At 68.7% G+C, this 25,499-nt stretch carries 21 protein-coding genes and 1 riboswitch; of the genes, 13 read left to right on the top strand and 8 right to left on the bottom strand.

The window, feature by feature from the left end; translation table 11 throughout:
* Nucleotides 1-47: 47 nt before the first annotated feature.
* Nucleotides 48-2,366 (bottom strand): 5-methyltetrahydropteroyltriglutamate--homocysteine S-methyltransferase, encoded by a 2,319-nt coding sequence (metE, locus tag AC1Q87_RS22205; RefSeq protein ID WP_492610998.1) that lies wholly within the window; start codon nt 2,364-2,366, stop codon nt 48-50.
* 109 nt (nt 2,367-2,475) lie between these two features.
* A riboswitch (cobalamin riboswitch) is annotated at nt 2,476-2,702 on the bottom strand.
* A 169-nt stretch (nt 2,703-2,871) separates the two neighbouring features.
* On the opposite strand from metE, the gene AC1Q87_RS22200 reads away from it, so the two are divergent.
* Nucleotides 2,872-3,939, top strand: coding sequence for a linear amide C-N hydrolase (locus AC1Q87_RS22200; RefSeq protein WP_492610997.1), 1,068 nt, complete (start codon nt 2,872-2,874; stop codon nt 3,937-3,939).
* Between the two features lie 3 nt (nt 3,940-3,942).
* On the opposite strand, the gene AC1Q87_RS22195 is transcribed toward AC1Q87_RS22200, so the two are convergent.
* The 4 genes from AC1Q87_RS22195 to AC1Q87_RS22180 form a co-directional block, all read right to left on the bottom strand.
* Complete coding sequence (locus AC1Q87_RS22195; RefSeq protein WP_492610996.1) at nt 3,943-4,686, bottom strand: hypothetical protein; 744 nt, start codon at nt 4,684-4,686, stop codon at nt 3,943-3,945.
* Nucleotides 4,687-4,805: 119 nt separating this feature from the next.
* Nucleotides 4,806-6,419 (bottom strand): alkaline phosphatase D family protein, encoded by a 1,614-nt coding sequence (locus tag AC1Q87_RS22190; RefSeq protein WP_492610995.1) that lies wholly within the window; start codon nt 6,417-6,419, stop codon nt 4,806-4,808.
* Nucleotides 6,420-6,510: 91 nt separating this feature from the next.
* Entirely contained in the window at nt 6,511-8,745 is a 2,235-nt protein-coding gene (locus AC1Q87_RS22185) for a TonB-dependent receptor (protein ID WP_492610994.1), read from the bottom strand.
* A gap of 129 nt (nt 8,746-8,874) precedes the next feature.
* Nucleotides 8,875-10,152: a TetR family transcriptional regulator gene (locus AC1Q87_RS22180; protein WP_492610993.1), complete on the bottom strand. Its 1,278-nt coding sequence runs from the start codon at nt 10,150-10,152 to the stop codon at nt 8,875-8,877.
* A 112-nt stretch (nt 10,153-10,264) separates the two neighbouring features.
* On the opposite strand from AC1Q87_RS22180, the gene AC1Q87_RS22175 reads away from it, so the two are divergent.
* Entirely contained in the window at nt 10,265-10,711 is a 447-nt protein-coding gene (locus AC1Q87_RS22175) for a VOC family protein (RefSeq protein WP_492610992.1), read from the top strand.
* A gap of 1 nt (nt 10,712) precedes the next feature.
* On the opposite strand, the gene AC1Q87_RS22170 is transcribed toward AC1Q87_RS22175, so the two are convergent.
* Nucleotides 10,713-11,135: a secondary thiamine-phosphate synthase enzyme YjbQ gene (locus AC1Q87_RS22170; RefSeq protein WP_492610991.1), complete on the bottom strand. Its 423-nt coding sequence runs from the start codon at nt 11,133-11,135 to the stop codon at nt 10,713-10,715.
* Between the two features lie 77 nt (nt 11,136-11,212).
* Here AC1Q87_RS22170 and AC1Q87_RS22165 point away from each other — a divergent pair, with 77 nt between their 5' ends.
* The 8 genes from AC1Q87_RS22165 (at nt 11,213) to modA (ending at nt 19,590) form a co-directional block, all read left to right on the top strand.
* Nucleotides 11,213-11,941 carry a TVP38/TMEM64 family protein gene (locus tag AC1Q87_RS22165; RefSeq protein ID WP_492610990.1) on the top strand — a complete coding sequence of 243 codons (729 nt, stop codon included), beginning with the start codon at nt 11,213-11,215 and terminating at the stop codon, nt 11,939-11,941.
* The gene (locus AC1Q87_RS22160; protein ID WP_436061982.1) at nt 11,941-12,558 is read left to right on the top strand and encodes a glutathione S-transferase family protein; all 618 of its coding nucleotides are present in this window, start codon (nt 11,941-11,943) and stop codon (nt 12,556-12,558) included. Before AC1Q87_RS22165 ends, AC1Q87_RS22160 begins: the two co-directional genes overlap by 1 nt.
* A gap of 251 nt (nt 12,559-12,809) precedes the next feature.
* Nucleotides 12,810-14,387, top strand: a complete 1,578-nt coding sequence (locus tag AC1Q87_RS22155) for a 2-isopropylmalate synthase (RefSeq protein ID WP_436061981.1) — start codon at nt 12,810-12,812, stop codon at nt 14,385-14,387.
* 139 nt (nt 14,388-14,526) lie between these two features.
* The gene (locus tag AC1Q87_RS22150; protein WP_492610989.1) at nt 14,527-15,405 is read left to right on the top strand and encodes an EamA family transporter; all 879 of its coding nucleotides are present in this window, start codon (nt 14,527-14,529) and stop codon (nt 15,403-15,405) included.
* 77 nt (nt 15,406-15,482) lie between these two features.
* Complete coding sequence (locus tag AC1Q87_RS22145; protein ID WP_492610988.1) at nt 15,483-17,510, top strand: TonB-dependent receptor plug domain-containing protein; 2,028 nt, start codon at nt 15,483-15,485, stop codon at nt 17,508-17,510.
* The gene (locus tag AC1Q87_RS22140; RefSeq protein WP_492610987.1) at nt 17,510-18,301 is read left to right on the top strand and encodes a TOBE domain-containing protein; all 792 of its coding nucleotides are present in this window, start codon (nt 17,510-17,512) and stop codon (nt 18,299-18,301) included. Before AC1Q87_RS22145 ends, AC1Q87_RS22140 begins: the two co-directional genes overlap by 1 nt.
* Nucleotides 18,302-18,308: 7 nt before the next feature.
* Nucleotides 18,309-18,821: a molybdopterin-binding oxidoreductase gene (locus AC1Q87_RS22135; RefSeq protein ID WP_492610986.1), complete on the top strand. Its 513-nt coding sequence runs from the start codon at nt 18,309-18,311 to the stop codon at nt 18,819-18,821.
* Between the two features lie 13 nt (nt 18,822-18,834).
* Nucleotides 18,835-19,590 carry a molybdate ABC transporter substrate-binding protein gene (modA, locus tag AC1Q87_RS22130; RefSeq protein ID WP_492610985.1) on the top strand — a complete coding sequence of 252 codons (756 nt, stop codon included), beginning with the start codon at nt 18,835-18,837 and terminating at the stop codon, nt 19,588-19,590.
* Here modA and AC1Q87_RS22125 read toward each other — a convergent pair.
* Nucleotides 19,587-19,940 (bottom strand): hypothetical protein, encoded by a 354-nt coding sequence (locus AC1Q87_RS22125; RefSeq protein WP_436061975.1) that lies wholly within the window; start codon nt 19,938-19,940, stop codon nt 19,587-19,589. The two genes, modA and AC1Q87_RS22125, sit on opposite strands and share 4 nt — an antisense overlap.
* A 33-nt stretch (nt 19,941-19,973) precedes the next feature.
* Entirely contained in the window at nt 19,974-21,500 is a 1,527-nt protein-coding gene (locus AC1Q87_RS22120) for an ABC-F family ATP-binding cassette domain-containing protein (RefSeq protein WP_492610984.1), read from the bottom strand.
* A gap of 198 nt (nt 21,501-21,698) precedes the next feature.
* On the opposite strand from AC1Q87_RS22120, the gene AC1Q87_RS22115 reads away from it, so the two are divergent.
* From AC1Q87_RS22115 to mreC, 3 genes are all read left to right on the top strand, one after another.
* Entirely contained in the window at nt 21,699-23,129 is a 1,431-nt protein-coding gene (locus AC1Q87_RS22115; protein WP_492610983.1) for a sensor histidine kinase, read from the top strand.
* A 232-nt stretch (nt 23,130-23,361) separates the two neighbouring features.
* Nucleotides 23,362-24,405, top strand: a complete 1,044-nt coding sequence (locus AC1Q87_RS22110) for a rod shape-determining protein (RefSeq protein ID WP_056020526.1) — start codon at nt 23,362-23,364, stop codon at nt 24,403-24,405.
* Between the two features lie 63 nt (nt 24,406-24,468).
* On the top strand, nt 24,469-25,499 hold a 1,031-nt coding region (gene mreC / locus AC1Q87_RS22105; protein ID WP_492610982.1), incomplete at its 3' end, for a rod shape-determining protein MreC.

The following is a 25,499-nucleotide window of genomic DNA, read 5'->3' as shown; positions in this document are numbered from 1 at the left end:
TCCTCCCCCCCCCCCCCCCTCCTCCCCCCCCCCCCCCAGGGCTATGATCAGCTGGCCCGCGCGGCTCTCGCCGCCTCGACCATGTTGACCAGAGCGGCGCGGGTCTCGGGCCACTTGCGCGTCTTCAGTCCGCAGTCCGGATTGACCCACAGTTGGCCGGACGACAGCCGCGCGCGGGCGGCGGTCAGCAGGTCGCCCATCTCGGCCACGGCCGGCACGCGCGGGGAGTGGATGTCGTAGACACCCGGACCGATCTCGGCCGGATAGGCGTAGCCGGCGAAGGCGTCGAGCAGCTCCATCTGCGAACGCGCGGTCTCGATCGAGATGACGTCCGCGTCCATCGCCCCGATGGCGGCGATGATGTCGTTGAACTCCGAGTAGCACATGTGGGTGTGGATCTGAGTGTGGTCGGCGACGCCGCCGGCGGTCAGCCGGAAGCACTCGACCGCCCAGGCGAGGTAGCCGTCCCAGTCGGCGCGGCGCAGCGGCAGACCCTCGCGCAGGGCGGCCTCGTCGATCTGGATGATCTTGGCCCCGGCTGCTTCCAGGTCCAGCACCTCGTCGCGGATCGCCAGCGCGATCTGGCGGCAGGCCAGTTCACGCGGGACGTCGTTGCGGACGAACGACCAGTTGAGGATCGTCACCGGCCCGGTCAGCATCCCTTTCATCGGCCGCTGGGTCAGGCCCTGGGCGTAGCGCCACCACTCGACCGTCATCGGTGCGGGGCGCGAGACGTCGCCGAACAGGATCGGCGGGCGCACGCAGCGCGATCCGTAGGACTGCACCCAGCCATGCTTGGTGAAGGCGAAGCCGCTCAGCTGCTCGCCGAAATACTGGACCATGTCGTTGCGCTCGAACTCGCCGTGGACCAGCACGTCCAGCCCGATCTCTTCCTGCCAGCGGACGGTGCGGGCGGTCTCCTGGCGCAGGAAGTCGGCGTAGTCGGCGTCGCTGAGGTCGCCCTTGCCGTGGGCGGAGCGGGCCTTGCGGACCTCGTCGGTCTGCGGAAACGAGCCGATGGTGGTGGTCGGAAAAGCCGGCAGGTCGAGCCGCGGGATCTGCAGCGCCTGGCGGCGGCTGAAGCCCGAGGCCCGCTGGGCCATGGCGGGCGTGGCGGAAGCCAGCCGCTCGGCGACCGCCGCATCGTGGATCTTCGGGGAGACGGCCCGCGCGTTCGCCGCCGCGGTCGAGGCGGTCAGCGCCTCGGCGACGACGCCGCGTCCCTTGTTCAGGGCCTGGGCGAGGACCACGAGTTCCTCGATCTTCTGGACGGCGAAGGCCAGCCAGGACCGCACGTCCTCATCGAGCGACTTCTCCTGCGCGAGGTCGATCGGCGTGTGCAGCAGCGAGCAGGACGGCGCCAGCACCACCTCCCGATCCGTGGCCAGCAGCGGCTCCAGCCGCTCCAGCAGCCGTTCGAGATCGGCGCGCCAGACGTTGCGCCCGTCGATGACGCCCAGCGACAGCGCCATCGCGGCGGGCGCGTTGGCCAGGACCCGGTCGAACTGCTCAGGCGCGCGCACCAGGTCGACGTGCAGGCCTGCGACGGGCAGGGCGAGCGCGGTCTCCAGGTTGTCGTCGAGGCCGCCGAAGTAGGTGGTCAGCATCAGCTTCACCCCCGGCGCCGTGCGCGCCAGCAGGCGATAGGCGCGGTGCAGGGCCTTGCGGTCGGCGTCGGTGAGGTCGGTGACCAGGCACGGTTCGTCGATCTGCACCCACCAGGCGCCAGCCTGCTCCAGCCGGTTCAGCACCGTCGCATAGACCGGCAGCAGGTCTTCCAGCAGCTCCAGCGGGTCGAAGCCCTCGACCTTGCTCTTGGCCAGCTTCAGGAAGGTGACGGGACCCAGCAGCACCGGCCGGGTGACGATCCCCTGCGCCTTGGCCTCGACGAACTCGTCGAGCGCCTTGGTGGAGGCGAGCTTGAAGATCTGCCCCGGTGCGACCTCCGGCGTCAGGTAGTGGTAGTTGGTGTCGAACCACTTGGTCATCTCGGCGGCCGGCACATCGACTGCGTGGCGATGGCCGTGCCCGCAGTCGGCGGCTTCCGCCTCGCCCTGGGCGCCCCGCGCCATGGCGAAGTAGGTGTCCATCTCCACCGATCCGCCGTCCCAGCCGTAGACTGCGGGGATCGCGCCGACCATGGCGCTGGTGTCGAGCACGTGGTCATAGAGCGAGAAGTCGTTGCTGGGGACATGATCGACGCCGAGCTGCGCCTGGCGCCTCCAGGTCTTGGCGCGCAGGTCGGCGGCCAGCGCCTGCAGTTCGGCCCGGTCGGACTTACCCGACCAATAGCGTTCGAGGGCGGTCTTCAGCTCGCGGCGGGGACCGATACGGGGAAATCCAAGGGTGGCGACGGTGACGGACATAGCCTCTGCCATTCTGTTGTGGCGAGGCATGGCTCGGTCGCGAGCGCGCACGCGCCGGCGAGGGTGCGTCGACGCGACAGGCTTGCGGCCTGACCGGACACCCCGCCGGAGGACGTTATCTGTCGAGGCAGGTCTCCTGGCTCACGGGTCGACGCTTCGGTCCGGCCTTCCCGGCGCAGAATGACGCCAGTGACACGCAGATGGACCTCGGCTCGCCGCTCACAGTTGCGGGGGCAGCCCCGGCATGGACGCCGCGCAAGCGCGTCATCGTCACCGGATTCCCTCTTAGCTCTTGGGACGCGAGCGCCCCAGAGAACCACGACGATGGCATACAGCGCCTCGCGGCGGCCGAGGTCAAGATCTATATAAAGATATCTTTATATCATTATATGGGCGACTTCACCGCTTGCGCACCAGCGAGTGTTGCGACAACATTTGCAATTGCAGGGCGTGGGAAAATCGCGTTGCGAGGCGCGGCGGGGGCGGGCCTGGCTGGAGAACGGCTGTGCTCAATTCTGTACTGTCTGTTTTGCCGGGGCTGTTGGCGGCCGCGGCCCTGGTGCTTGTTCCTGCAGCGGCCAACGCCTGCACGCGGGTGGTCTACATTGGCGCGAACAACGACGTGATCACCGCCCGGTCGATGGACTGGAAGGTCGACGTCCAGACCAACCTCTACGCTTTCCCGCGCGGCATGAGCCATGACGGCCAAGCGGGACCCAACTCGATCAAGTGGACCTCGAAGTACGGCAGCGTCGTGGCCACCGGCTATGACGTCTCGACGACCGACGGGATGAACGAGGCAGGCCTGTCGGTGAACCTGCTCTGGCTGGTGGAGTCGGAGTACCCGGCCTTTGGGAGGGGCTCGAAGCCCGGCCTGACCATCGCGGCCTGGGGCCAGTACGTGCTCGACAACTTCGCCACCGTCGCCGAGGCGGTCGCGGCGCTGGAGAAAGAGCCGTTCACCATCGTCACCGACAAGGTCCCGGGTGAGGACCGGATGACGACCCTGCACCTGTCGATGTCGGACGCCAGCGGCGACAGCGCCATCATCGAGTACATCGGCGGCAAGCAGGTCATCCACCACGATCGCAAGTACCAGGTGATGACCAACTCCCCGACCTTCGACCAGCAACTCGCGCTCAACACGTACTGGCAACAGATCGGCGGCACGGTGATGCTGCCGGGCACCAACCGCGCCTCGGACCGCTTCGCCCGCGCCTCGTTCTACGTGAACGCCATTCCCAAGAGCGAAGACCCGGTGGAAGCGGTGGCCAGCATGTTCAGCGTCATCCGCAACGCCTCGGTGCCCTATGGCATCACCACGCCGGACCAGCCAAACATCTCCTCGACCCGTTGGCGGACGGTCGCCGACCACAAGCGCAAGCTCTACTTCTTCGAGTCCGCCCTGACGCCGAACACCTTCTGGGTCGACCTGACCAAACTCGATTTCTCGCCGCAGACCGGCAAGGTGAAGCGCCTGGATCTCGGCAAGGACCAGCGCAACGTCTATGCGGGCGAGGTCTCGGGCCAGTTCAAGGACGCGCCGCCGTTCAAGTTCCTGGGGCTGCAGTAGGCCCTAGAAGTCCAGGCTCAGGCCGACCACCGGACCCTGCTGGGTGACGTCCCAGCGGAAGGTCTGGCCGGTGAAGTCGCCGGTCGAATAGGACTGGTAGAGCACCCGGTAGCCGGCCCGCAGCATGGCGGGCCGGCTGAGCAGGCGGGTGCGGTAGCCGACATAGACCTGGGCGTTGGCGCTGCGCTTGTTGTCGATGTCGAAGCCGCCGACATCGGCCTGGCCCGACAGGTTCCAGCGGTCGGTGAGGTCGAGGCTGGAGCGGACGCCGACGAACGGCTCGGTCCAGTCGGCCTTCTTCGAGGTCGAGAGGCCCAACACCTCGACATCGGCCTTCAGCTTGGTCCAGCGGATCCCGACCATGGGCTCGACGACGAACCTGCGCGGTTCGCCGGTCACCTTGTCGCCGCCCTGCGGGGAATCGTAGATCCGGTAGAACACGCCGCCCATGGCGCCGGCCTTGACGATTCCAAGGCCCAATTCCTGGGACAGCAGTTGCTCGTCCTGGCTGGTCTTCACGTACTGGCCGTCGAGATAGAGACCCCAGCGCCCGCGGCGCACCTCCACCTCGCCGAGCGCGGCGAAATCCAGATGGTCGAACACTTCGGAGAAGGGGACGTCGACATGGGTCCGCAGGCCGGCGAGCGTCGCGTTGCCGTCGAGCGACCCGGCCCAGACGTAGGGACTGACCGTGACGCTCCACTCGTCCTCGGCCCGGGCGGAAGACGCCGCGGTCAAGGCAAGCAAGGAAAGGGCGCCCGCGCCCACGGCCGTCAATCGGCGCATCATCGTAGCTGTCCCGCCCTCCGCCCCGACGAATGGGGCGCCAACGACGAACGTTCTGGCTACGCTTGTCGTTCCCGGCGCTACACCTTCTGGTCGAAGCGCCAGGGGGCTCCGGCGACTGCTGTGGCGCGGCGCGCGACCCGGGTCGTGGGATCGGATCCGCGCGGATCGACCACGGAGATGAACTCCGCCTCGACGCTCTCGCGCGTCAGGCGCAGGGCGATGAAGCCGATCGCCCGGTGGTCGCACCAGGCGATGTCACGGTTGTTCGCCGCCAGCCGCTCGCCCAGCGGCGCGTCGTTCATGGCCAGCACCGCGCCGAGCGATGGACCGGTGATCGTCGTCGCGGCGACCTCCAGCGCGACCTGACCGTGGGCGTCGTGCAGTTCGTTGGCGAAGGCCATATGGCTGTCGCCCGATAGCACGACCGTCTTCGCTCCGGCGCGGCGAAGGATGTCGTAGACCCGCTGGCGCTCGGCCGCGTAGCCGCTCCAGGCGTCGAGGTTGAGCAGCGGGATCTGCAGCCGGGTCATCTCGAAGAAGCCCTTCAGCTGACCGTTAGCCGGCGCGAAGTCCGACATGTCCGGATAGTCGTAATCGCCCATGATCGTCGCGCTGCCCAGCAGCACCCACGGGCGTCCCGCCGCGACCGAACCTTCGACCTCCTGCGTCAGCCAGTCCAGTTGCTGGGCGCCCAGCATCGTGCGCTCCGGCGCGGCGATCTTGCGGCGGAAGCCTTCGATATCGGGAGCCTTCGACCCGTCCGGTCCGGTGGTGAAGTCGAGATCGCGCTGGACGTTCACCTGTTGCCCGCGGGCCTTCAGCCGCGTCTCCGGGACGATCAGGGTGGCCAGGTCGCCGAACGCCGACGCCCGCTGGACGCCGTAAGGATCGGCCGGGTCCGGATCGCGGATCGGCATCCATTCATAGTAGGCCCGCACGGCCGCGCTCTTGCGAATCTCCCAGTCGCCCTGGCGTTCGGCTGCGTGCCCCTGGGCCCCGCCGGTCCAGTCGTCGTTGGCGATCTCGTGGTCGTCCCAGGTGCAGATCCACGGGGCGCGGGCGTGGGCGGCCTGCAGGTCGGCGTCGGTCCGCGCCTGGGCGAAGCGGCGGCGATAGTCACTGAGCGTCAGGGTGTCGTGCGGCGGGTCGGCCGGGCGCAGCGTCGCCATGCCCGGATAGTTCGAGGCCCCGTATTCGTAGATGTAGTCGCCGACGAACAGCACCGCGTCCAACTGCGGCCGCTCGCTGATGGCCCGATACCCATGGAAGCGGCCCATCGTGTACATGGCGCAGCAGGCGACCACGAGGTTCAGCTCGTCGAGCCGGCCGCTCGCCAGCGTCCGGGTTCGCCCGATCGGCGAGGCCGCGCCCGCGGCTTCGAACTGGTACCAGTAGTCGGCTCCGGGCTTCAGGCCGGCCGGCTCGACCTTGACCGTGAAGTCGCGCTCGGCCGTGGCCGTGAACTCGCCCTGGGCGACGACCTCGCGCATCTGCGGATCGCGGGCCAGTCGCCAGCGGCCGGTCGCTTCGCCGACGCCGGTCAGCCGCGTCCACAGCAGCACGCTCGTGGCGCCGGGCTCGCCGCTGGCGACGCCGTGCTGGAAGGGGGAGGACGCGGCCCGCGCCGGCCCGGCGCCGGCTGCGCTCAGCGCCAGTCCGGTTCCGATCAGGGTTCGACGGTCGAGGGCCATGCGTGCTCTCCGAATGCAAAGATGCCCGCCGGGCGCGTCCTGCCCGGCGGGCCAGTGCTGGGGCCCGAGTGGGGCGCGGGCCCCGGGGGGATCAGTAGCGCCAGCTCATCCGCACGCCGTAGGTGCGTGGCGGATGCGGGCTGGCGGTGGCCGCCGAAATGAAGGCGTTGCGGGTCTCTTCGAAGTAGCTGTCGAGGGCGTTGTTCACCCACAGCCCGACCGAGTAGTTGCCGTCGATCGGCCGCGCGGTCAGGTTGGCGTTGACCAGCCAGTAGTCGCCGATCACCGAGTTCGACGTCGTGCTGAACAGCGAGCTTCGGTAGTTGTAGTTGGTCTCGGCCTCGAACTGCCAGGGACCCACGTCCATCACGTAGCTGATCGCGCCCTTGTAGTCGGCCCGCGGGAAGGGCAGGCGCTCGCCCGAGCGGTCGCTGTAGACGATGGTGTTGTACTGGCCGGTGACCGGGTCGCGCGCGGCTTCGGTGGCCGCCGAGTTCACGAAGTAGAACTCGTCGTACTCGCCGTACTTGTAGCCCAGCGACTGGTTGATGGTCAGGCGCTCGGTCGGCCGCCAGGTCAGCTCCAGCTCGCCGCCCCAGATGTGCGACTTCGGGATGTTGATCATCCGCCCGACCCGGCCGGTCTGGGTGTAGAGGATGCCCTGCAGCTGCTGGTCGCGGTAGTCGTAGTAGAAGGCCGACAGGTTCACCCGCAGCTTGCGGTCGAAGAACTCCGACTTCACGCCCGCCTCATAGGCGTAGAGCGTCTCGGGCGTGAACGGCTCGAGCTGCTGGGGCAGGCCGCTGTTGTAGGTTGTGAAGCCACCCGATTTCACGCCGCGCGCGGCGCTGGCGAACAGCAGGATGTCGTCGCTGGCCTTGTATTCCAGGCCGACCTTGCCGGACCACTCGCCCATCGATTGCTCGGCATTGGTCGAGGCCAGGCGGCTGGGGACCGGGGCCAGGACCTGGGTCAGGAAGTCCTTCAGCTCGCGGGTCTCGTCCTCGTAGCGCAGGCCCGCCGACACCGTCAGCCGCTCGGTCAGGTCATAGTCGACGTTGCCGAACACGCCGGTGGTCTGGACGTCCTGCTTGTAGCTGGTGCTCATCCAGTTGCGCAGGGTCGAGGCTTCCGAGAAGTCCGAGTAGAAGCCGCCGTCCACCGTCTCGGTGGAGTGGTAGAGGCCGGCCAGCCAGCGGAAGCGGCCCTCGGCCGGCGAGACCAGGCGCACTTCCTGCGACAGGGTCTCGATGTCGTTGAAGAAGAAGGTGCCGGCCTCGTTCGAGGCGGTGGCGTCCCAGTCGTTGAACTCGCGCCGCTCCAGCGTCTCGTAGGCGGCCACGGCGGTCAGGGCGGCCCAGCCGAAGTCATGGCGCAGACGGACGTTGGCGCCCCAGCCCTCGTTGTCGCGGAACGGCTTGGCGTTGGGCGACACGCCGATCAGGTTGGCGAAGTAGGGGCTGATGCCCCAACCGGTGATCCGGCGCTCGGTGTCGATCGGATAGAGCCGGCCGATCGGCGCGTAGTTGTGCGACTGGAATGGGCGGGTGACCAGGCGCAGGCCCAGGCCGTCCGACTGGTCGCGGTTGTAGCGCAGGGAGCCGTCGATCTGGGTGGCGTCGGTCGGCTGCCAGTCCAGGCGCAGGCGCACCGCCCAGCGGTCCTTGTCCCCCAGCTCCTCCAGCGTGTCGCGGTGGTATTGCCAGGCGCCGCCCTGGTCGATGGTCGCGGCCAGGCGCGCCGACAGGGTGTCGGTCAGCGGGCCGGAGACGAAGCCGTCGGCGTGGACGGCGTTGTAGCGGCCGTAGGAGGCGTTGATCCCAGCGTCGAATTGCTTGGTCGGGGCGTTGGTGATCACGCTGACCGCGCCGCCGGTGGTGTTGCGGCCATAGAGGATGCCCTGCGGTCCGCGCAGCACCTCGATGCGGGCGACATCGAACAGCGCGCCCTGGGTCATCGACCCGTAGGGATAGGCGACCTCGTCGATGTAGACCCCGACGGTCGAGGTGTTGTTGGCCGCGTAATCGGTCATGCCGACGCCGCGGATCCGGAACTGCGGCTGGCCGCCGCCGAGCTGGCTGGTGACCTCGAGGTTCGGCACGCTGTTTTCGAGGTCGTTGACGGTCTCGATGTTGCGGCGTTCCAGCTCGTCGCCGCTGAGCACGGTGAGCGCAGTGGCCACCTTCTGCTCGGATTCCGCCCGCCGCCGGGCGGTGACGATCAGCTCGTCGACCTGGGCCGCGTCATCGGCCACGGCCGGCATGGCGGCCGCGCTGGCGCCGGTCAGCAGAACAGCGGCGATCGCCGCTTTGGACTTGATTTTCATGGATATCCCCGCCCCGAACTGGGTCACGCGAAAAAGCAGTCGTTCGATGCGGCGTGGCTATAGATGCGGCCTGTAATGCTTTGATGACGCGCAGCGTTATGCGAACAAGAAAAACGATTGTTCGGCTGCTTATGCGCGGGGCGCGATGGCCAGCGCCGCGGCCTGCAGCTGCGCGCGGGGGGCTTCGCTCGCGGGCGGTTCGATGGCGTTCAGCAGCGCCCGGCCCTTGATCCAGATGGCGAAATGCGCGGCGCTCATTCGCGTCAACGCGAACTGCGGCGGCCAGATCGCCTCGCGACGGGCGAAAGTCCCGCCGCCTTCCGGCCCGCGCAGCAGCGCCGCCAGGTCCTGGAACGCCGGATCACGCCGGGCCAGCAGGCAGATCTGGGCGATCAGCCGGGCGTACTTCACATAGAACCCGGCGGCGGCGGGCGCATCGGGCGGGGCGAGCTTTAAGGTCGCCGCCATGAGCTCCGACCACGCCGCGAGATCCGCCGGTCGGCTGCGGTCGAGCGGTCGGCGCCAGTCGAGATAGGCCGGGATCTCGCGGAACACGCTGTGCCAGATGGCCTGGGCCAGGAACGTCCGCATGTCGCCGAAGTGGTAGAGAACGGTCGAGGTCGACGCCTTGGCGAGTTGGGTGACCGAGCGGTTGGTCACTGCGCCGACGCCGCCCTCCATGATCAGGTCGGCGGCGATGTCGAGCAGCCGCAGCTTCATCGATCCGGCTTCCAGACCCGGAGGTACCGGCGGCGTCAGACCGGCCTCGATCCAGTCGAGCACCGGCGTCGGCGGCGACGGCGCATCCAGCGCCCGCGCCATCAGTCCGTCCAGCGCCTCGCCCAGCAGCAGGCCGTAATCGGCCCGCCCGACCAGCGCGCTGGCGTAGAGCCCCTCCATTGCGAGGTAGGGCGCCAGCACCGGGGCCAGCCGTGCGAACGCCGGCGCGCGCTCCAGAAAGTCCGTCCAGGCCCGCTCGTGCAACTGCGCCCAGGCCCGCAACTGCGGGCCGGCGGCCGCGGCGGCCTCGCGGTCGGTCAGGAATTCCTCCCACACCCGCACGAAACGCGCCTCGGGCGCGGCGCGGCGCAGGATGTAGCCCATCGCCAGGACGCGCAGGGTCGAGCGCTCGAGCGGCGCGCCCTGAGTTTCCGCCACGAAACGCGCATGGAACTCGACGTCGGCCTGCAGTCCGGCCTCGGCGACCGCGGCCAGCAGGCCGGCTTTGGTCTGGAACAAATTGACGATGACCGTCGTGCTCTTGCCGATGGCCTGGGCGAGGTCGCGGATCGACAGCGCCGCCAATCCCTGCTCGGCGATGATCCCCATGGCCGCGGCGATGGCCTGGCCGCGCAGCGCGTCCCGTCCGTCGCCGCCCTCGGGCCGAATGTCCGCCGCGTCCGCCATCGGGCTCCTTGATGGCCTGCCCAGGGCGCGCCGTCGAGAGGCGACGAAACGCGCCGTTCGGCGTTGTCGTCAGGGCGCGGCCAGCGCCGGCCGCCCTTCGAGGAGACGCCCCATGAAGATCGTCACCAGTCTCAGCTTCCAAGGCCAATGCCGGGCCGCCTTCGACTTCTACGCCAAGGTCCTGGGCGGCAAGGTCACCGCGGCCTTTCCCTATGGCGAGGGGCCGCCCGACATGCCGGTCGATCCCAAGTACAAGGACTGGCTCATGCACTGCTGGCTGGAGGCCGGCGATCAGGCGCTGATGGGCGCGGACATGGCCCCCGAGTTCGCGCCGAACATCGACAAGCCCAAGAACGGCTTCGACGTCACCTTCCACAGCGAGGACGCGGCCGAGGCGCGCCGGGTGTTCGACGCTCTGTCGGTCGGCGGCAAGGTGACCATGCCGTTCGCCGAGACCTTCTGGTCGCCGGGCTACGGGGCTCTGACCGACCAGTTCGGCATTCCGTGGATGGTCAATGCGATCCCCGGCCCGGACTGGAAGCCGGCCGCCGGCGCCTGAGCTAGGCCTCGCCCAGCAGGTGCAGCGCCACTTCCCGGCGGTGCGGGCGGCGGCGGTGCTCGAACAGATAGACGCCCTGCCAGGTCCCCAGCGCCGGCGCCCCGCCGATGACGGGGATGGAGAGCTGCACCCCGGTCAGGACCGCGCGGATATGGGCCGGCATGTCGTCGGGCCCTTCATCGTCGTGCGCATAGCGGCCGGGCGCCTCGGGGGCGATCGCCTCGAAGTAGGCTTCCAGATCGCTGCGCACCTCGCGGGCGGCGTTCTCCTGGATCAGCAGCGAGGCCGAGGTGTGCCGGCAGAAGACTGTCAGCAGCCCGGTCGACACGCGCTGCTGCTCGGTCCAGCGCCGGATTTCGGCGCTGATCTCGTGCAGACCGCGGCCGCGGGTCTGGATGCTGAGAATGTCGACTGCCTGAAGCATGACCCCAGCCTAGCTGGCGCCCGCCGAGGCTGCGAGGCCTCCTTGACCACGCGGCGCGAACAGGCGACGGGAGAGCGATGCGCCGCATCATCCGCTTCCTCACCGAAATGGACGCCAAGGCCTGGCGCACGCTGGCCGTCTCCTTCGTGCTGTTCGGCGGCGTGGGCGTGGTCTTCCTGTTCGGCGCCCAGGTGCTGGGCTTCGACGGCGAGGCGACGGTCGAGCGTTGGCTGGGCCTGGCCTCCGACGGGCCCTGGGCCTTGCCGGTCGCCGTGGCGGCCTTCGCGACGCTGGCCTTCGTCGGGGTGCCGCAGTTCGTCCTGATCGCGGCCGCCGTGGTGGCCTTCGGCGCCTGGACCGGTTTCGCCTACAGCTGGATCGGGACGATGGTCTCGGCCCTGGTCGGGTTCTATCTGGGCCGGACGGCCGGCGCGCGCAGCCTGCAGCTGCTGTCGAGCCAGGGCGTCCAGCGGTTCATGGACCTGGTCGGCCGCAACGGCTTCCTGGCCAGCCTCATCGTGCGGCTGGTGCCCTCGGCGCCGTTCATCGTCGTGAACATGGCCGCGGGCGTCACCCCGATGCGGATGCGCGACTTCGCCTTCGGCACGGCGATCGGCATCGTGCCGAAGATCGTGCTCACCGCCTTCGCCGGCAATTCCATCGTCCAGGTGCTGAAAGGCGAGGGCGGCGCCCACCTGCTGTGGCTCGCCCTGATCATCGCCGTTTGGATCGCCATCGGCTGGTTCGCCCGCAACTGGTTGAAGTCGCGCGAGGACGCGATCAGCGGGCCGATGAAGGACGACTGATGCTCAGGCTCTTCTATTCGACCGGCTCCTGCGCCCTGGCCTCGCACATCGCGCTGGAGGAGGCCGGCGCCGAGTACGAGGCGATCCGCATGGATCTGCGGGCCGGCGACCAGCACAAGCCCGAGTTCCTGGATCTCAATCCCAAGGGCCGGGTGCCCGCGCTCGTCACGAATCTGGGCGTCCTGACCGAAAACGTGTCGATACTGGCCTTCATCGCCCAGTCGTTTCCCGACGCGCGCCTGGCGCCGAGCGACCCGTTCGGCTTCGGTCAGGTCCAGGCGTTCAACGCCTATCTCGCCTCGACCGTGCACGTGGCCCACGCCCACGGCCCGCGCGCCTCGCGCTGGGCCGACGATCCGGCCGCCCAGGCCGCGATGCGCGAGAAGGTCGCCGACAACATGGCCACCTGCTTCCAATTGATCGAAGACGAAATGTTCGCCGGTCCCTGGGTTATGGGCGAGCAGTACACGGTCTGCGACCCCTATCTGTTCACCATCGCCAGCTGGCTGGACGACGACGGGGTCGACCCCTCGCAGTTCCCGAAGATCAGCGAGCACATGGTCAAGATGATCGCCCGTCCGGCCGTCTGGAAGGCGCTGGCGATGGAAAACGTCTGACGCGGCGAAGGGGAAGGTTCTTGCGCGCATTCGCCTCAGGCGTTGATTTTGCGCAATAGTCTTGCGGCTCGGTCCCCGTTTGGGTACACACGGCGCCATGCGCATGCAGCCGAACAGCCTGCTTCTTCTTGACCTGGGGCTTAGCCGCCCCTGGGCGACCCTTTAGGCTGCGCGACACGCGGCCGGGCGTTCAGGGGACAGATTTCACCCATCGCCCGCCCCATCAGAACGCCCGCGAAAAGAGTTCGCAAATGACCAACGTATCCGACGCCGCCGCCCGCGATTCTCGTGATCGCGTGATCGTCTTTGACACCACCATGCGCGACGGCGAGCAGTCGCCCGGCGCGTCCATGTCGCTGGACGAAAAGCTGGAGCTGTCGAAGATCCTCGAGGACATGCGGGTCGACGTCATCGAGGCCGGCTTCCCGATCGCCTCGAACGGCGACTTCGAAGCGGTCCGCGAGATCTCGAAGATCGTCACCGAGAGCACGATCTGCGGCCTGGCCCGCGCTGGCATGGTCGACATCGAGCGCTGCGCCGAGGCCATCCGCCCGGCCAAGCGCGGCCGGATCCACACCTTCCTGTCGACCAGCCCCAGCCACCGCGACCACATCCTGAAGGCCAGCCAGGAAGACATCCTGGAAATGATCACCAAGTCGGTCGGTCACGCCCGCAACCTGTGCGGCGACGTCGAGTGGTCGGCCCAGGACGCCACCCGCACCGAGCAGGAGTTCCTGCGCCGCTGCGTCGAGGCTGCGATCAAGGCCGGCGCCAAGACGATCAACATCCCCGACACTGTCGGCTACACCTATCCCTCGGAATACGCGGACATTTTCCGCGACTTGATCGAGAACGTGCCTGGCGCCGACACGGTCATCTTCTCGACCCACTGCCACAACGACCTGGGCCTGGCGGTCGCCAACAGCCTGGCCGGCGTGCAGGGCGGCGCCCGCCAGGTCGAGGTCGCGATCAACGGTATCGGCGAGCGCGCCGGCAACGCGGCGCTGGAAGAGGTCGTCATGGCCCTGAAGGTCCGCGGCGACGCCCTGCCGTTCCACACCGGCATCGAGACCCAGCATATCACCCGCGCCAGCCGCTACGTCTCGGCGATCACCGGCTTCCCGGTGCAGTTCAACAAGGCGATCGTCGGCAAGAACGCCTTCGCCCACGAGAGCGGCATCCACCAGGACGGGATGCTGAAGGACCGCGGCACCTACGAGATCATGAGCCCGGAAACCGTCGGGCAGGGCGCCTCGAACCTGGTCATGGGCAAGCACGCTGGTCGCGCCGGCTTCCGCGAGAAGCTGAAGGAGCTGGGCTACGAGCTGGGCCAGAACGCCCTGAACGAGGCCTTCCAGCGCTTCAAGGACCTGGCCGACAAGAAGAAGCACGTCTTCGACGACGACATCATCGCCCTGGTTGACGACGCCCTGGCCTCGGGCGCGGACCGCATCCAGGTCAAGCATCTGCGCGTGATCGCCGGCACCGACGGCCCGCAGGAAGCCACCCTGACCGTGACGGTCGATGGCGAGGAGCGCGCGGCCACCGCCACCGGCGATGGTCCGGTCGATGCGGTGTTCAACGCCATCCACGAGGTGGTGCCGCACACCGCGATCCTGCGCCTGTTCCAGGTGCACGCGGTGACCGAAGGCACCGACGCCCAGGCCCAGGTCTCGGTGCGTCTGGAAGAGGACGGCCGGATCGCCACCGGCCAGGCCGCCGACACCGACACCCTGACCGCCTCGGCCAAGGCCTATGTCAACGCGCTCAACAACCTCTTCGCCCGCAAGGAGAAGAGCGCGCCGGACGCGATCGCGAGCGGCTTCTAGCTCAACGTGCATCCCGGTTTCCGCGCAGCGGAAGACCGGGGCCCATCAACACTGACTTCTCCGGAAGGACCTGTGCGAATGGGGCCCGGACAAGCGCTGTCGCGCTTTCCGGGATGACCCTTCGCGCGGGCATTGAGCCATGCTCTGGATTGTACTGACAGCGGCCGCCGCGCCGCTGCAGGTCGCGCGCAACGCCTTGCAGCGCGGCCTGGTCGGCGACGCCGGCCCCTGGGGGGCGACCCTGGTGCGCTTCCTGTTCGGCCTGCCGTTCGCCCTGATCATTTTCGCCGTCGTCGCCCTGGCCACGCCCGACGCCGACCCTCGCTTCACCTGGCGGTTCGCAGCGGCGGTCAGCGCTGGCGCAGCGGGACAGGTGGCGGCGACCGCGGCGCTGTTGGTGGCGATGCGCCGCTCGGGCTTCGCCGTGGCGACCTTCATGCAGCAGTCGTCGCTGCCGCTGGCGGCGCTGATGGGGGTGCTGGTCGGCGACCACCTCAGCTCTCACGCCTGGATCGGCGTGGCCGCGACCACGGCCGGGCTGGCGGTGCTGTCCTGGCCCAAGGCGGGCGCCGACAAGGGCGTGGCCCAGGGCGCGCTGTTCGGTCTGGCCTCGGGCCTGGCCTTCGGCGTGACCCTCAACGCCTATCGTCAGGCCGGCGTCGCGCTCGATCCGGCTCACCCGCTGTTTGCGGCCACCGCCTCGGTCTGCGTCGCTCAGACGCTGCAGTCGATCGGCCTGCTGACCTTCCTGGGGACCACGCGCCCGCAGGCGCTACGGGCCGTCTTCGGCTCCTGGCGCCAGTCGCTGGGCGCGGGGTTCTTCGGGGCGGCGGCGTCTGCCTGCTGGTTCGCAGCCCTGGCCATGGCGCCGGCCGGTGCGGTGCGCGCGGTCGGGGTGATCGAGGCGCCCATCGCTGCGGCGGCGGGCCGACGGCTGTTCAAGGAAAAGCTCTCCGTCCGGCAGATGCTGGGCGGGGCGGCCACGGCGGCTGGGGTGATCATGACCGCCCTGGGCTGAGCTTCGCCGTAACCTGGTTGGTTCCACTCATCGAGTCGCGTTATGTAGTATGACTTCATAACGAACGGGTGGATCTGTTGCGACGTCTTGTAGTCCTGCTGGCGCTGGCTTCTCCGACCGTGGCGATGGCCGCCCAGCCTGACGACGCCTACACGCTGGGCGAGCTGCAGGTGACCGCCCGCACCCGCGGCGGCGAGCTGATCGGCGGCTCGGTCATCGGCTCGGAGGACCTGCGCCGCTTCGACAAGGTCAGCCTCGACCGCGCCCTGGATCTCGCGCCGGGCGTGATCGCCGGCAATTCCGGGGGCTCACGCAACGAGCGGCTGATCTTCGTGCGTGGCTTCGACCGTTTCCAGACGACGCTCTCGATCGACGGCGTGCGGGTCTTCCTGCCGGCCGATAACCGCATCGACTTCGGCCGCTTCCTGACGGCGGATCTGTCGCAGATCCAGATCTCCAAGGGCTATGTCTCGGTGCTCGACGGCCCCGGCGGTCTGGGCGGGGCGATCAACCTCGTCACCCGCAAGCCGACCCAGGCGCTGGACGGCGAGCTGCGCGCCGGCGTCAATCTCGACGGCGACGGAGGCTACAACGCCTACACCGTCTCGGGCCGGATCGGCACGCGCCAGGATCTCTATTATCTGCAGGTCAGCGGCGCGAAATACGATCGCGACCACTTCAGCCTTTCGGACGACTTCAAGCCGACCGTGCTCGAGGACGGCGGCGAGCGGGCGCGCTCGAACAGCGAGGACTGGCGCGTCAACGTCAAGGCAGGCCTGACGCCGAACGAGACCGACGAATACTCGATCAACTTCACGCGCCAGGAGGGCTCGAAGAACGCGCCCTATCACGTGACCGACACCGCCAGCACCCGCTACTGGAGCTGGCCTTACTGGAACATCGACAGCCTGTCGTTCCTGACCACCACCAAGATCGCCGACAACGCGACGCTGAAGACCCGCGTCTACCGCAACACCTTCGAGAACGGCCTGTTCTCGTACGACAACGCCGCCCAGGCCACCCAGACCCTCGGCCGCGCGTTCCGCTCCTACTATGACGACGAGGCCTATGGCGGGAACGTTGAGCTCGGCGTCGATCTCTCGTCGGCCAATACGCTCAAGGTCGCGGCCTACTACCGCAAGGACCGCCACGTGGAGTGGCAGCAGACCTTCAGCCCGGCTTTGGTCGAGCCGCGCCAGACCACCACGGAGGCCACCGGCTCGCTGGCCGTCGAGGACACCCACAGCTTCGGCCAGGCCCTCGACGTGGTGTTCGGCGTTTCCTACGACTGGCGCGACCTGAACCAGGCCGAGGACTTCAACTCCGGCCAGTACGTCTTCTACCCGCTGACCGACGACGACGCCTGGAACTGGCAGGCGGCCGCCCGCTGGCAGGTCAGCGATGCGGCCTCGCTGCACGCCAGCGTCTCGTCGCGCACCCGCTTCCCGACCCTCTTCGAGCGCTTCTCCTCGCGGTTCGGGACCGCGATCCCGAACCCGAACGTCAAGCCCGAACGCGCCACCAGCTTCGAGCTGGGCGGCCAGACGCAGATATCGCGGGTGAACGTCTCCGGCGCGGTGTTCTACAGCGATATCGAGGACGCCCTGATCCAGGTGCCGGTGGCGCTCGGACCTCCGTTCGGAACCGTCAACCAGACCCGCAACGCGGGCAGCGGCGAGTACTACGGCGCAGAACTTGAGCTGAAGGCCGACCTGACCGATGCGATCCAGATCGGCGGCAACTACACCTACATCCGCCGCGAGCTGACCGATCCGACCAACGCCGCGTTCAAGCCGCAGGGCGTGCCCGACCACAAGCTGTTCGCCTATGTCGACTGGAGGGTGACCGACGCCGTCCGCATCACCCCGACGATCGAGGCCGCCAGCAATCGCTGGACCGTGACCTCGAGCTCGGCGATCAATCCGCCGCGCTTCTACAAGACCGGGGACTACGTGCTGACCAATCTGTCGGTGCAGTGGGCGGTGACGCCGAAGATCGACCTGGTGGTCGGCGGCCGAAACCTGTTCGACGAGAACTACCAGCTGGTCGACGGCTTCCCGGAAGAGGGGCGCAGCTTCTTCGCCGACCTTCGCATGAGGCTCTGATGAGCGCTGACGGCTCCCTGGACGCAGCCCTGTTCCTCCGCCGCGGCGCGAGCCGCGTCGGGGCCGAGCGCATCGCCTTGCTCGAGGCGGTGGCCGAGCTCGGCTCGATCAGCGCCGCGGCCAAGCGGCTGGGCCTCAGCTACAAGGGCGCCTGGGACGGGGTGCAGGCGCTCAACAACCTCTTCGACGCGCCGCTGATCGCCGCCCAGCCCGGCGGCCGCTCGGGCGGCGCGGCCCAGGCGACCGATCGTGGTCGCGCGGTGATCGCCGCCTTCCATAAGGTCGAGGCCGAGCTCGCCGCCGCCCTGGCGCGCATCGAGGCCGGTCTCGGGGGCGACGAACTCGGGGGCCTATTCTGGAGTCTCGGCATGAAGACCAGCGCACGTAACGCCCTGCGCGGGGTGGTCAGCGACATCGCCCCCGGCGCAGTGAATTCCGAAGTCACCCTCAAGGTGGCCGACGGGGTCGACATCGTTTCCGTGGTCACCCGCCAGAGCGTCGAGGACCTGGGCCTGACGGTCGGCAAGCCGGCCATCGCCCTCATCAAGTCCAGCTTCGTCGTCCTGGCCAAGGGGGAGGGGTTGATCACCTCGGCCCGCAACCAGCTGCGCACGCAGGTCCTGCGGCGCGAGGACGGCGCGGTCAGCAGCGAGATCAGCCTGGCCCTGGCCGACGGCAAGACCCTGGTCGCCACCATCACCCGCGAGAGCGCCGAGATCATGCAGCTGGCGGCCGGCGACGCCGTCACCGCCCTGGTCAAGGCGCCCCACGTCATCCTGGCCGTCGAATAGGAATCCGATGCGCACGCTTCCCCTGATCGCCGCGCTTGCGGCACTTTCCCTGGCCGGACAGGCCATGGCCCAGACGGTGGCGCTGAAGGGCCCCGACGGCCAGAGCGCCAGCCTCTCGGCGGCCGACCTGGCGGCCCTGCCGCAGGTCAAGCTGACCGTCACCCATCACGGCAAGACCGAGACCTTCGAAGGCGCGCCGCTGGGCGATGTCGTCGCCCGGGTCGGCGCAGCCAGCGGCAAAGGCGTGCGCGGTCCCGAACTGGCGACCGTCATCCGCGTCACCGCCAAGGACGGCTATCAGGTCGTGTTCGGCCTCGCCGAAACCGATCCGGGCACCCGCAAGGGAGAGATCATCATGGCCGCTCGCGACGCCGCCGGTCCGCTGAAGGATGACGGCCCGTTCCGCATCGTGGTCGAGGACGACCTGCGTCCCGCCCGCTCGGCCCGCATGGTCGAGACCATCGAAGTCATCCGCCTCGCCAACGCAACGCCCGCCGCCGCGGGCGAGCACAAGCACTAGGAGCTCGCGACCCATGAAGCTCATCCGTTGGGCCGCCGGCCTGCTGGCCGCCGCCCTCATGGCCGGTGCGGCCCACGCCGCGCCGGTCACCGTCTTCGCCGCCGCCTCGCTGAAGAACGCCCTCGACGAGGTCGGGGCCGAATATGAGAAATCGGGCGGCGAAGCGCGCTTCTCCTACGCCGCCTCGTCGGCCATCGCCCGCCAGATCGAGCAAGGCGCGCCGGCCGACGTCTATGTCTCGGCCGACAGCGACTGGATGAACTATCTGGCCGAGCGCAAGCTGATCGTCGCCGCCAGCCGCCGCGACCTGCTGACCAATCGCCTGGCCCTGATTGCGCCGGCCGACTCCAAGGTCGCGCTGAAGGTCGGCAAGGACATGCCGCTCGCCAAGGCCCTGGGGCCGGGGCGGCTGGCGGTCGCCAGCCCCGACGTGCCGGCCGGCAAGTACGCCCGCGCCTCGCTGACCGCGCTCGGCGTCTGGGACGGCGTCTCGGGCAAGCTGGTCCAGGCCGAGAACGTCCGCGCCGCCCTGCAGTTCGTGGCCCGCGGCGAGGCCCCGCTGGGGATCGTCTACGACACCGACGCCAAGGTGGAACCCAAGGTCCGGATCGTCGGCCTGTTCCCGGACGGCTCGCATCCGAAGATCGTCTATCCGGCCGCCGTGGTCGCCAGTTCCAAGAACCCGGATGCGGCCAAGTTCATGGCCTTCATGAGCACGCCCAAGGCCGCCGCCGTGTTCCGCAAGTACGGCTTTACGGTGCTGCGCTAGCGCGCCTTGCGGCGCGCCAGCCACATCGGGAAGAGGGCGGCGACCACGCCGGCGACGTTGGAGATCAGGTCCTTCCACTGGAAGGTGCCTGACACCACGCCCAGGATCTGGGTCAGCTCCAGCCCGGCGCCGAGCGCCAGGTAGAAGCCGCCGATCTTCCACGGCTTGATCTTCGGCAGCGCCAGGATCGACAGCACCGTCAGCAGGTAGCCGTAGATGATGTGCATCACGGCGTCGGCCGGCGGCGCCCACTTCTTGGCGTTGTAGTTCGGGTCGAGCGCGCCGACGACGCACACGGCCAGCACGACGAGCAGGGCGCCGCGACCGGCCCAGGTGATCACTTTCTGCATGCCGCCAGACTTAAGGCGTTTCGCCGTCCGCGCCTATTGGGCGGCGAAGAACGCCTCCGGGCCCTCGACCTCGACCAGCCGCCCCTTGCGGATCTCCAGGAAGCGGTTGGCGGCGCTGCGGGTGAAGTAGCGATCGTGCGAGACGAAGACGCAGGCGTTCTCGCTGCCGTCCAGCTGCGCCTCCAGTTCCTCCTGGCCCTCGATGTCGAGGTGGTTGGTCGGCTCGTCCAGCAGGTAGAGGTTCGGCCGCGCCAGCTTCATGCGCAGGAACACCAGCCGCGCCCGCTCGCCGTGGCTGAGGTCGCCGATCGGCCCCTTGATCCGCACGTAGGGAAAGCCCGCCTTGGCCAGCAGGGCGTTGGCGTCGCGGTCGGTCGCGCCTTCCGCTGAGGCGACATAGTCCAGCAAGCTGATCTTCAGCGGCAGGTCGGCCATCTTCTGATCGAAGTAGACCAGCCGGCTCTGCGGATTGAAGCTGATCGGCGCCTGGCCGTCGTAATGCTCCAGCTCCGGATCGAAGGCGCGGGCCAGGGCCGACAGCAGCATCGACTTGCCGGCGCCGTTGACGCCCAGCAGCGCGATGCGGTCGCCGCGCGCCACGCTCAGCCGCTCGATCGCGAACAGCTTGCGCCCGCCGTCGGGCGTGGTCACCGCATAGTCGCGGATGCGCAGCGCCACCTTGGCGTCCATCTCGCCTTCGCCCAGCTCCAGCCGCCGCTCGCGGGCCGAATAGGCGCTGGTGCGGTCGGCCTCGATCCGCTCGATGCGCTTCTCGGTGGCCTTGGCCCGCTTGTCGAACTTGTCGTTCTTCACGCCCCAGACGCGATAGCGGGCCGCAACCTTCTGCAGGCGCTCGATTTCCTTGCCTTCGAGCTGGCGGCGTACGGCGTCAGCGGCGTCGCGTTGCAGCAGCGCCTCGCGGGCCTCGACGAACGGGGTCCTGAAGCTGTGCGCGCCGTCCGAGCGCAGGAACAGCGTCCGCGTCGTCATGCGCTGCAGAAATTCGCGGTCGTGGCTGACGATCAGCATCGGCAACCGCTGGTCCTGGTCGAGCCAGGTCTCCAGGGTGTTGATGTTCGACAGGTCCAGGTGGTTGGTCGGTTCGTCGAGGATGAGCAGATCGGGCTCGGCCAACCGCGCCGCCGCCGCGATCAGCAGCAGCCGCTGCCAGCCGCCGCTCAGCGAGCCGAAGGTCTGCAGGGCGGTCTCATAGCTGACGCCGATCTCGTCCAGCAGGACGTCGACCTTCCAGTCCTCCGAGCCGTCGGCGCCGGGCAGGGCGGCTTCCAGCACCTCGCGGACGGTCTTGTCGCCCAGTCCCGGCGGCGTCTCCTGCGGCACGTAGCCGATCTTCAGGCCGCGTGAGCGTACGATCTGGCCGTCCATTAGCTCCAGTTCGCCCAGCAAGCACTTGAGCAAGGTGGACTTTCCGGCCCCGTTCTCGCCGACCAGGGCTGTCCGCGCGTCGTCGAGCTGAAAGCTGACGCCTTCGAAGACCTTGTTGGATCCGTAGAAGAAGCTGGCGCCTTCGACGCCCAGGACGGCCTGACGAGATGACATCTTCGTGCACACGAGGTTCGGCCGACATGGCCGGTAGACGAAACTCCCTTTGTAGACCTGGGGTTGCTGCTTGGCTGTAGCGGGCGGGAAACAGTCCACGCTTCGTCCACAGCAGAGTCGTCAATGTCGCCGACTCGACGGAACAATCTGTGACGCTGACTGATTTGAGGCCCCAAATGCACAGTAGCGGGCGGCGAAATGCACGACGTCGGGGGAAGTCCGGTGGGTGAGGCGGGGCTGTCCGGTCGGGCGGCGGCCGCCGAGGTCCTGCTCAGACGCGCCTACCAGACCTGGGAGGGTCTGCTCGAGCGCCTGCCGATCGGCGTCTATGTCTGCGACCGCAAGGGCGCGGTGATCCAGTTCAACAGCCGGGCCGTCGAGATGTGGGGCGGCAAGCCGCCGCCGCCGGGCGGCCGCGCGCCCTTCGAACGTTCCTTCCATGGAGATGGCAGCCCGATGGCGGCCGAGCAGTCGCCGATCGCGGTGGCGCTGGCCACCGGCGCGCCGGTCAAGGACCGCGAGGTGATCATCCTGCAACTGGACGGGCGACGCACGCACCTGCTGGCCAATGTCGAGCCGCTGTTCGACGAGGGCGGGCGGCTGATGGGGGCGATCAACAGCCTTCAGGACGTCACCGAGCTGCGCCAGGCGCGCGAGATGCTGCGCAACCGCCAAGCTTGGACTCAGAGGGTCGTCCAGACCTCGCCGATCGCGACCTACCAGACCGACTCCGAGGGGCGGATCCTCAGCTACAATCATGCCGCCGTGTCGCTCTGGGGGCGGGAGCCCCGGCTGGGCCAGGACCGCTGGTGCGGATCCTTCAAGCTGTTCGAGCCCGACGGTTCCCCGCTGGCGCCCGAGCGCTGCCCGATGGCGATCGCCCTGCGTGAGCGTCGTCAGATCGCCGGGGCTGAGGTGATCTTCGAGCGGCCGGACGGCAGCCGCGGCGCCTTGCTGGCCTATCCGACCCCGCTCAGCGGCGCCGACGGCGAGCTGGTCGGGGCGATCAACATGCTGGTCGACATCACCGAGCGCAAACGCGCCGAGGACCTGCAGAAGACCTTGCTCGACGAGCTGAACCACCGGGTGAAGAACACCCTGGCGACGGTGCAGTCTCTGGCCGCCCACAGTTTCCACGACGTCGGCGACCCGGCCGGCATGCGCCAGGCGTTCGAGGCGCGGCTCATGGCGCTCTCGGGCGCGCACAACCGCTTGGCCGAGAGGCGCTGGGAAACCGCCGACCTCGGCGACATCGTCGCCGGCGTGCTTGCACCCTACGGGCCCGACGTCGCCATCTGCGAAGGCCCCTCGATCCAGCTCTCGACCCGCGCCTCGGTGACCTTCGCCATGGCGCTGCACGAATTGGCCACCAACGCTGCGCGCCACGGCGCGCTGTCGTCGCCCAGGGGCCGGCTGCTGGTCCACTGGACGCGGGTGAGCGACTTCCTGTTCCTGGAGTGGCGCGAGACCGACGGCCCGCGGCCGCCGTCGCAACCGCTCCGCCGCGGCTTCGGGCTGCGCTTCATCCGGGGGGCGGTCGAACGCGAACTGAGCGGCCAGGTCGAGGTCGACTTCAACGAAGCTGGACTGCGCTGCCGTATTTCCGCCCCGATTTCAGCGACGGTTTGAGACCTTCCCCCATCATCGGACGGGTCCACCGGGCGCGTCCCCCCGTACACGTGCGACGCGAAATCACAGACCTCTCATTAAGCCTTGAAATCAGCCCACTTGCAGGGCACACGGACCTTCTGTCCTGCAAGCGGAGGCTGGCGTCGCCTGGCGTTTCGAGATTCGAAACGAAGCGTCGGCAGCCTGGGCTTCGCACACCCCCAATTCTGCTCCCCACCCTCCAGGGCCCTGCATGATCTCGTCCCTCTTCGGCGCCATTTCGAACGACATCGCCATCGATCTCGGCACCGCAAACACGCTCATCTACATGAAGGGCAAGGGCATCGTTCTGAACGAGCCCTCCGTCGTGGCTCTGCGTAACGTCGGCGGCCGCAAGGTCGTCCATGCCGTCGGCATCGAAGCCAAGCAGATGCTGGGCCGCACCCCTGGTCACATGGAAGCCATTCGCCCGATGCGCGATGGCGTGATCGCCGACTTCGAAGTCGCCGAGGAGATGATCAAGTACTTCATCCGCAAGGTTCACAACCGCAAGGGCTTCGTGAACCCGAAGGTGATCGTGTGCGTGCCGTCGGGCGCCACCGCGGTCGAACGCCGCGCCATCAACGACAGCTGCCTGAACGCCGGCGGTCGCCGCGTCGGTCTGATCGACGAGCCGATGGCCGCCGCGATCGGCGCCGGCCTGCCGATCCACGAGCCGACCGGTTCGATGGTCGTCGACATCGGCGGCGGCACCACCGAGGTGGCCGTGCTCTCGCTGTCGGGCATCGTCTATTCGCGTTCGGTCCGCGTCGGCGGCGACAAGATGGACGAGGCGATCATCAGCTACATGCGCCGCAACCATAACCTTCTGATCGGCGAAACCACCGCCGAGCGCATCAAGAAGGAAATCGGCACCGCCCGCGCGCCGGCCGACGGCGAAGGCCTGTCGATCGAGGTCAAGGGCCGTGACCTGATGCAAGGCGTGCCGCGCGAAGTGCGCATCAGCGAAAAGCAGGCCTCGGATTCGCTGGCCGAGCCGGTCGGCCAGATCGTCGACGCCGTGAAGATGGCGCTGGAAGCCACCCCGCCGGAACTGGCCTCCGACATCGCCGACAAGGGCATCATGCTGACTGGCGGCGGCGCGCTGCTGCGCGGCCTCGACGCCGAAATCCGCGACCACACCGGCCTGCCGGTGACCGTGGCCGACGACCCGCTGTCGTGCGTCGCGCTCGGCTGCGGCAAGGTGCTCGAACATCCGAAGTGGATGAAGGGCGTCCTGGAGTCCACCCTGGCGTAGTATTGCCGAGTCGCGGTCTGGGGGAGGTCTCCCAGGCTGCGCCTCTAGGGCGAGCAGGTTCAGGTGGCGCTTCGCGAGAACCCGTTTGGCGAACTGAAGGTGCCCTTGGCCTGGACGGCCGGGGTCGCGCTGGTCGTCGCCATGGTGGTCGCGCTGGTGCTGCTGATGTCGGACCGTCGCGAGACGTTCCAGACCGAAGCCTACGGCGCCTCGCGCAAGGTCGGGGATGCGATCGCCGCGCCCGTGACCGGGGTGCTGGCGACGCCGGGCGAGTGGATCGGCAGCGGCGTCGAGGGCGTCCGCGGCTACTTCTTCGCCGTTTCCGAGAACCGCCGCCTGAAGGAAGAGCTTCGCCAGGCGCGTGAGTGGCAGGTCTCCGCTCTGGCCCTGCGCGACACCAACGACCGCTACAAGGCCCTGCTGGGCCTGAAGACCGACCCGCCGATCCCGATGGTCGCGGCCCGGACCGTCAGCGAGGCGAGGGGACCGTTCTCCAACACCCGCCTCGCCAATTCCGGCAAGGAAAAGGGCATCAAGCCCGGCAATCCGGTGATGAGCGAGAACGGCCTGGTCGGCCGCGTCATCGGGGTGACCGACGGCGCCAGCCGCATCCTGCTGCTCACCGACATCGCCTCGCGCACGCCGGTGATGATCGACCGCACCAACGCCCGCGCCATCCTGGCCGGCGACGGCGGACCCAACCCGCGGCTCGAATATCTGCGCGGTCAGGACCCGGTGAAGCAGGGCGACCGCATCGTCACGTCAGGCGACGGCGGCGTGCTGCCGCGCGGCCTGCCGGTCGGCGTCGCGGTCAAGGGCCTGGACGGCCGCTGGCGCGCGGTGCTGGCGTCCGACGCCGCTCCGGTCGACTTCGTCCAGGTGATGCTGTTCCAAGACTTCTCGCAGCTGACCGCCGCCGCCGCCGCCGAATTGAACCGGATGCCGGTGCCGCCGCCGGCCAGCCCGCCGCCGGTCGTCGGCGTCACCTCGGCGACGCCCGCGGCGCCGGCTGCGACTCGTCCTGCAGCTCCTGGTCCGGCCGCCGCGCCCCGGCCTGCGGCCCCGCGTCCGGCCGCCGCCACGCCCCCGCGGGC

The organism is Phenylobacterium sp. GW823-FHT02A09 (assembly GCF_058797775.1).
The sequence above is the reverse complement of the archived record's forward strand: the minus strand, read 5'-3'. Positions and strand labels throughout refer to the sequence as shown.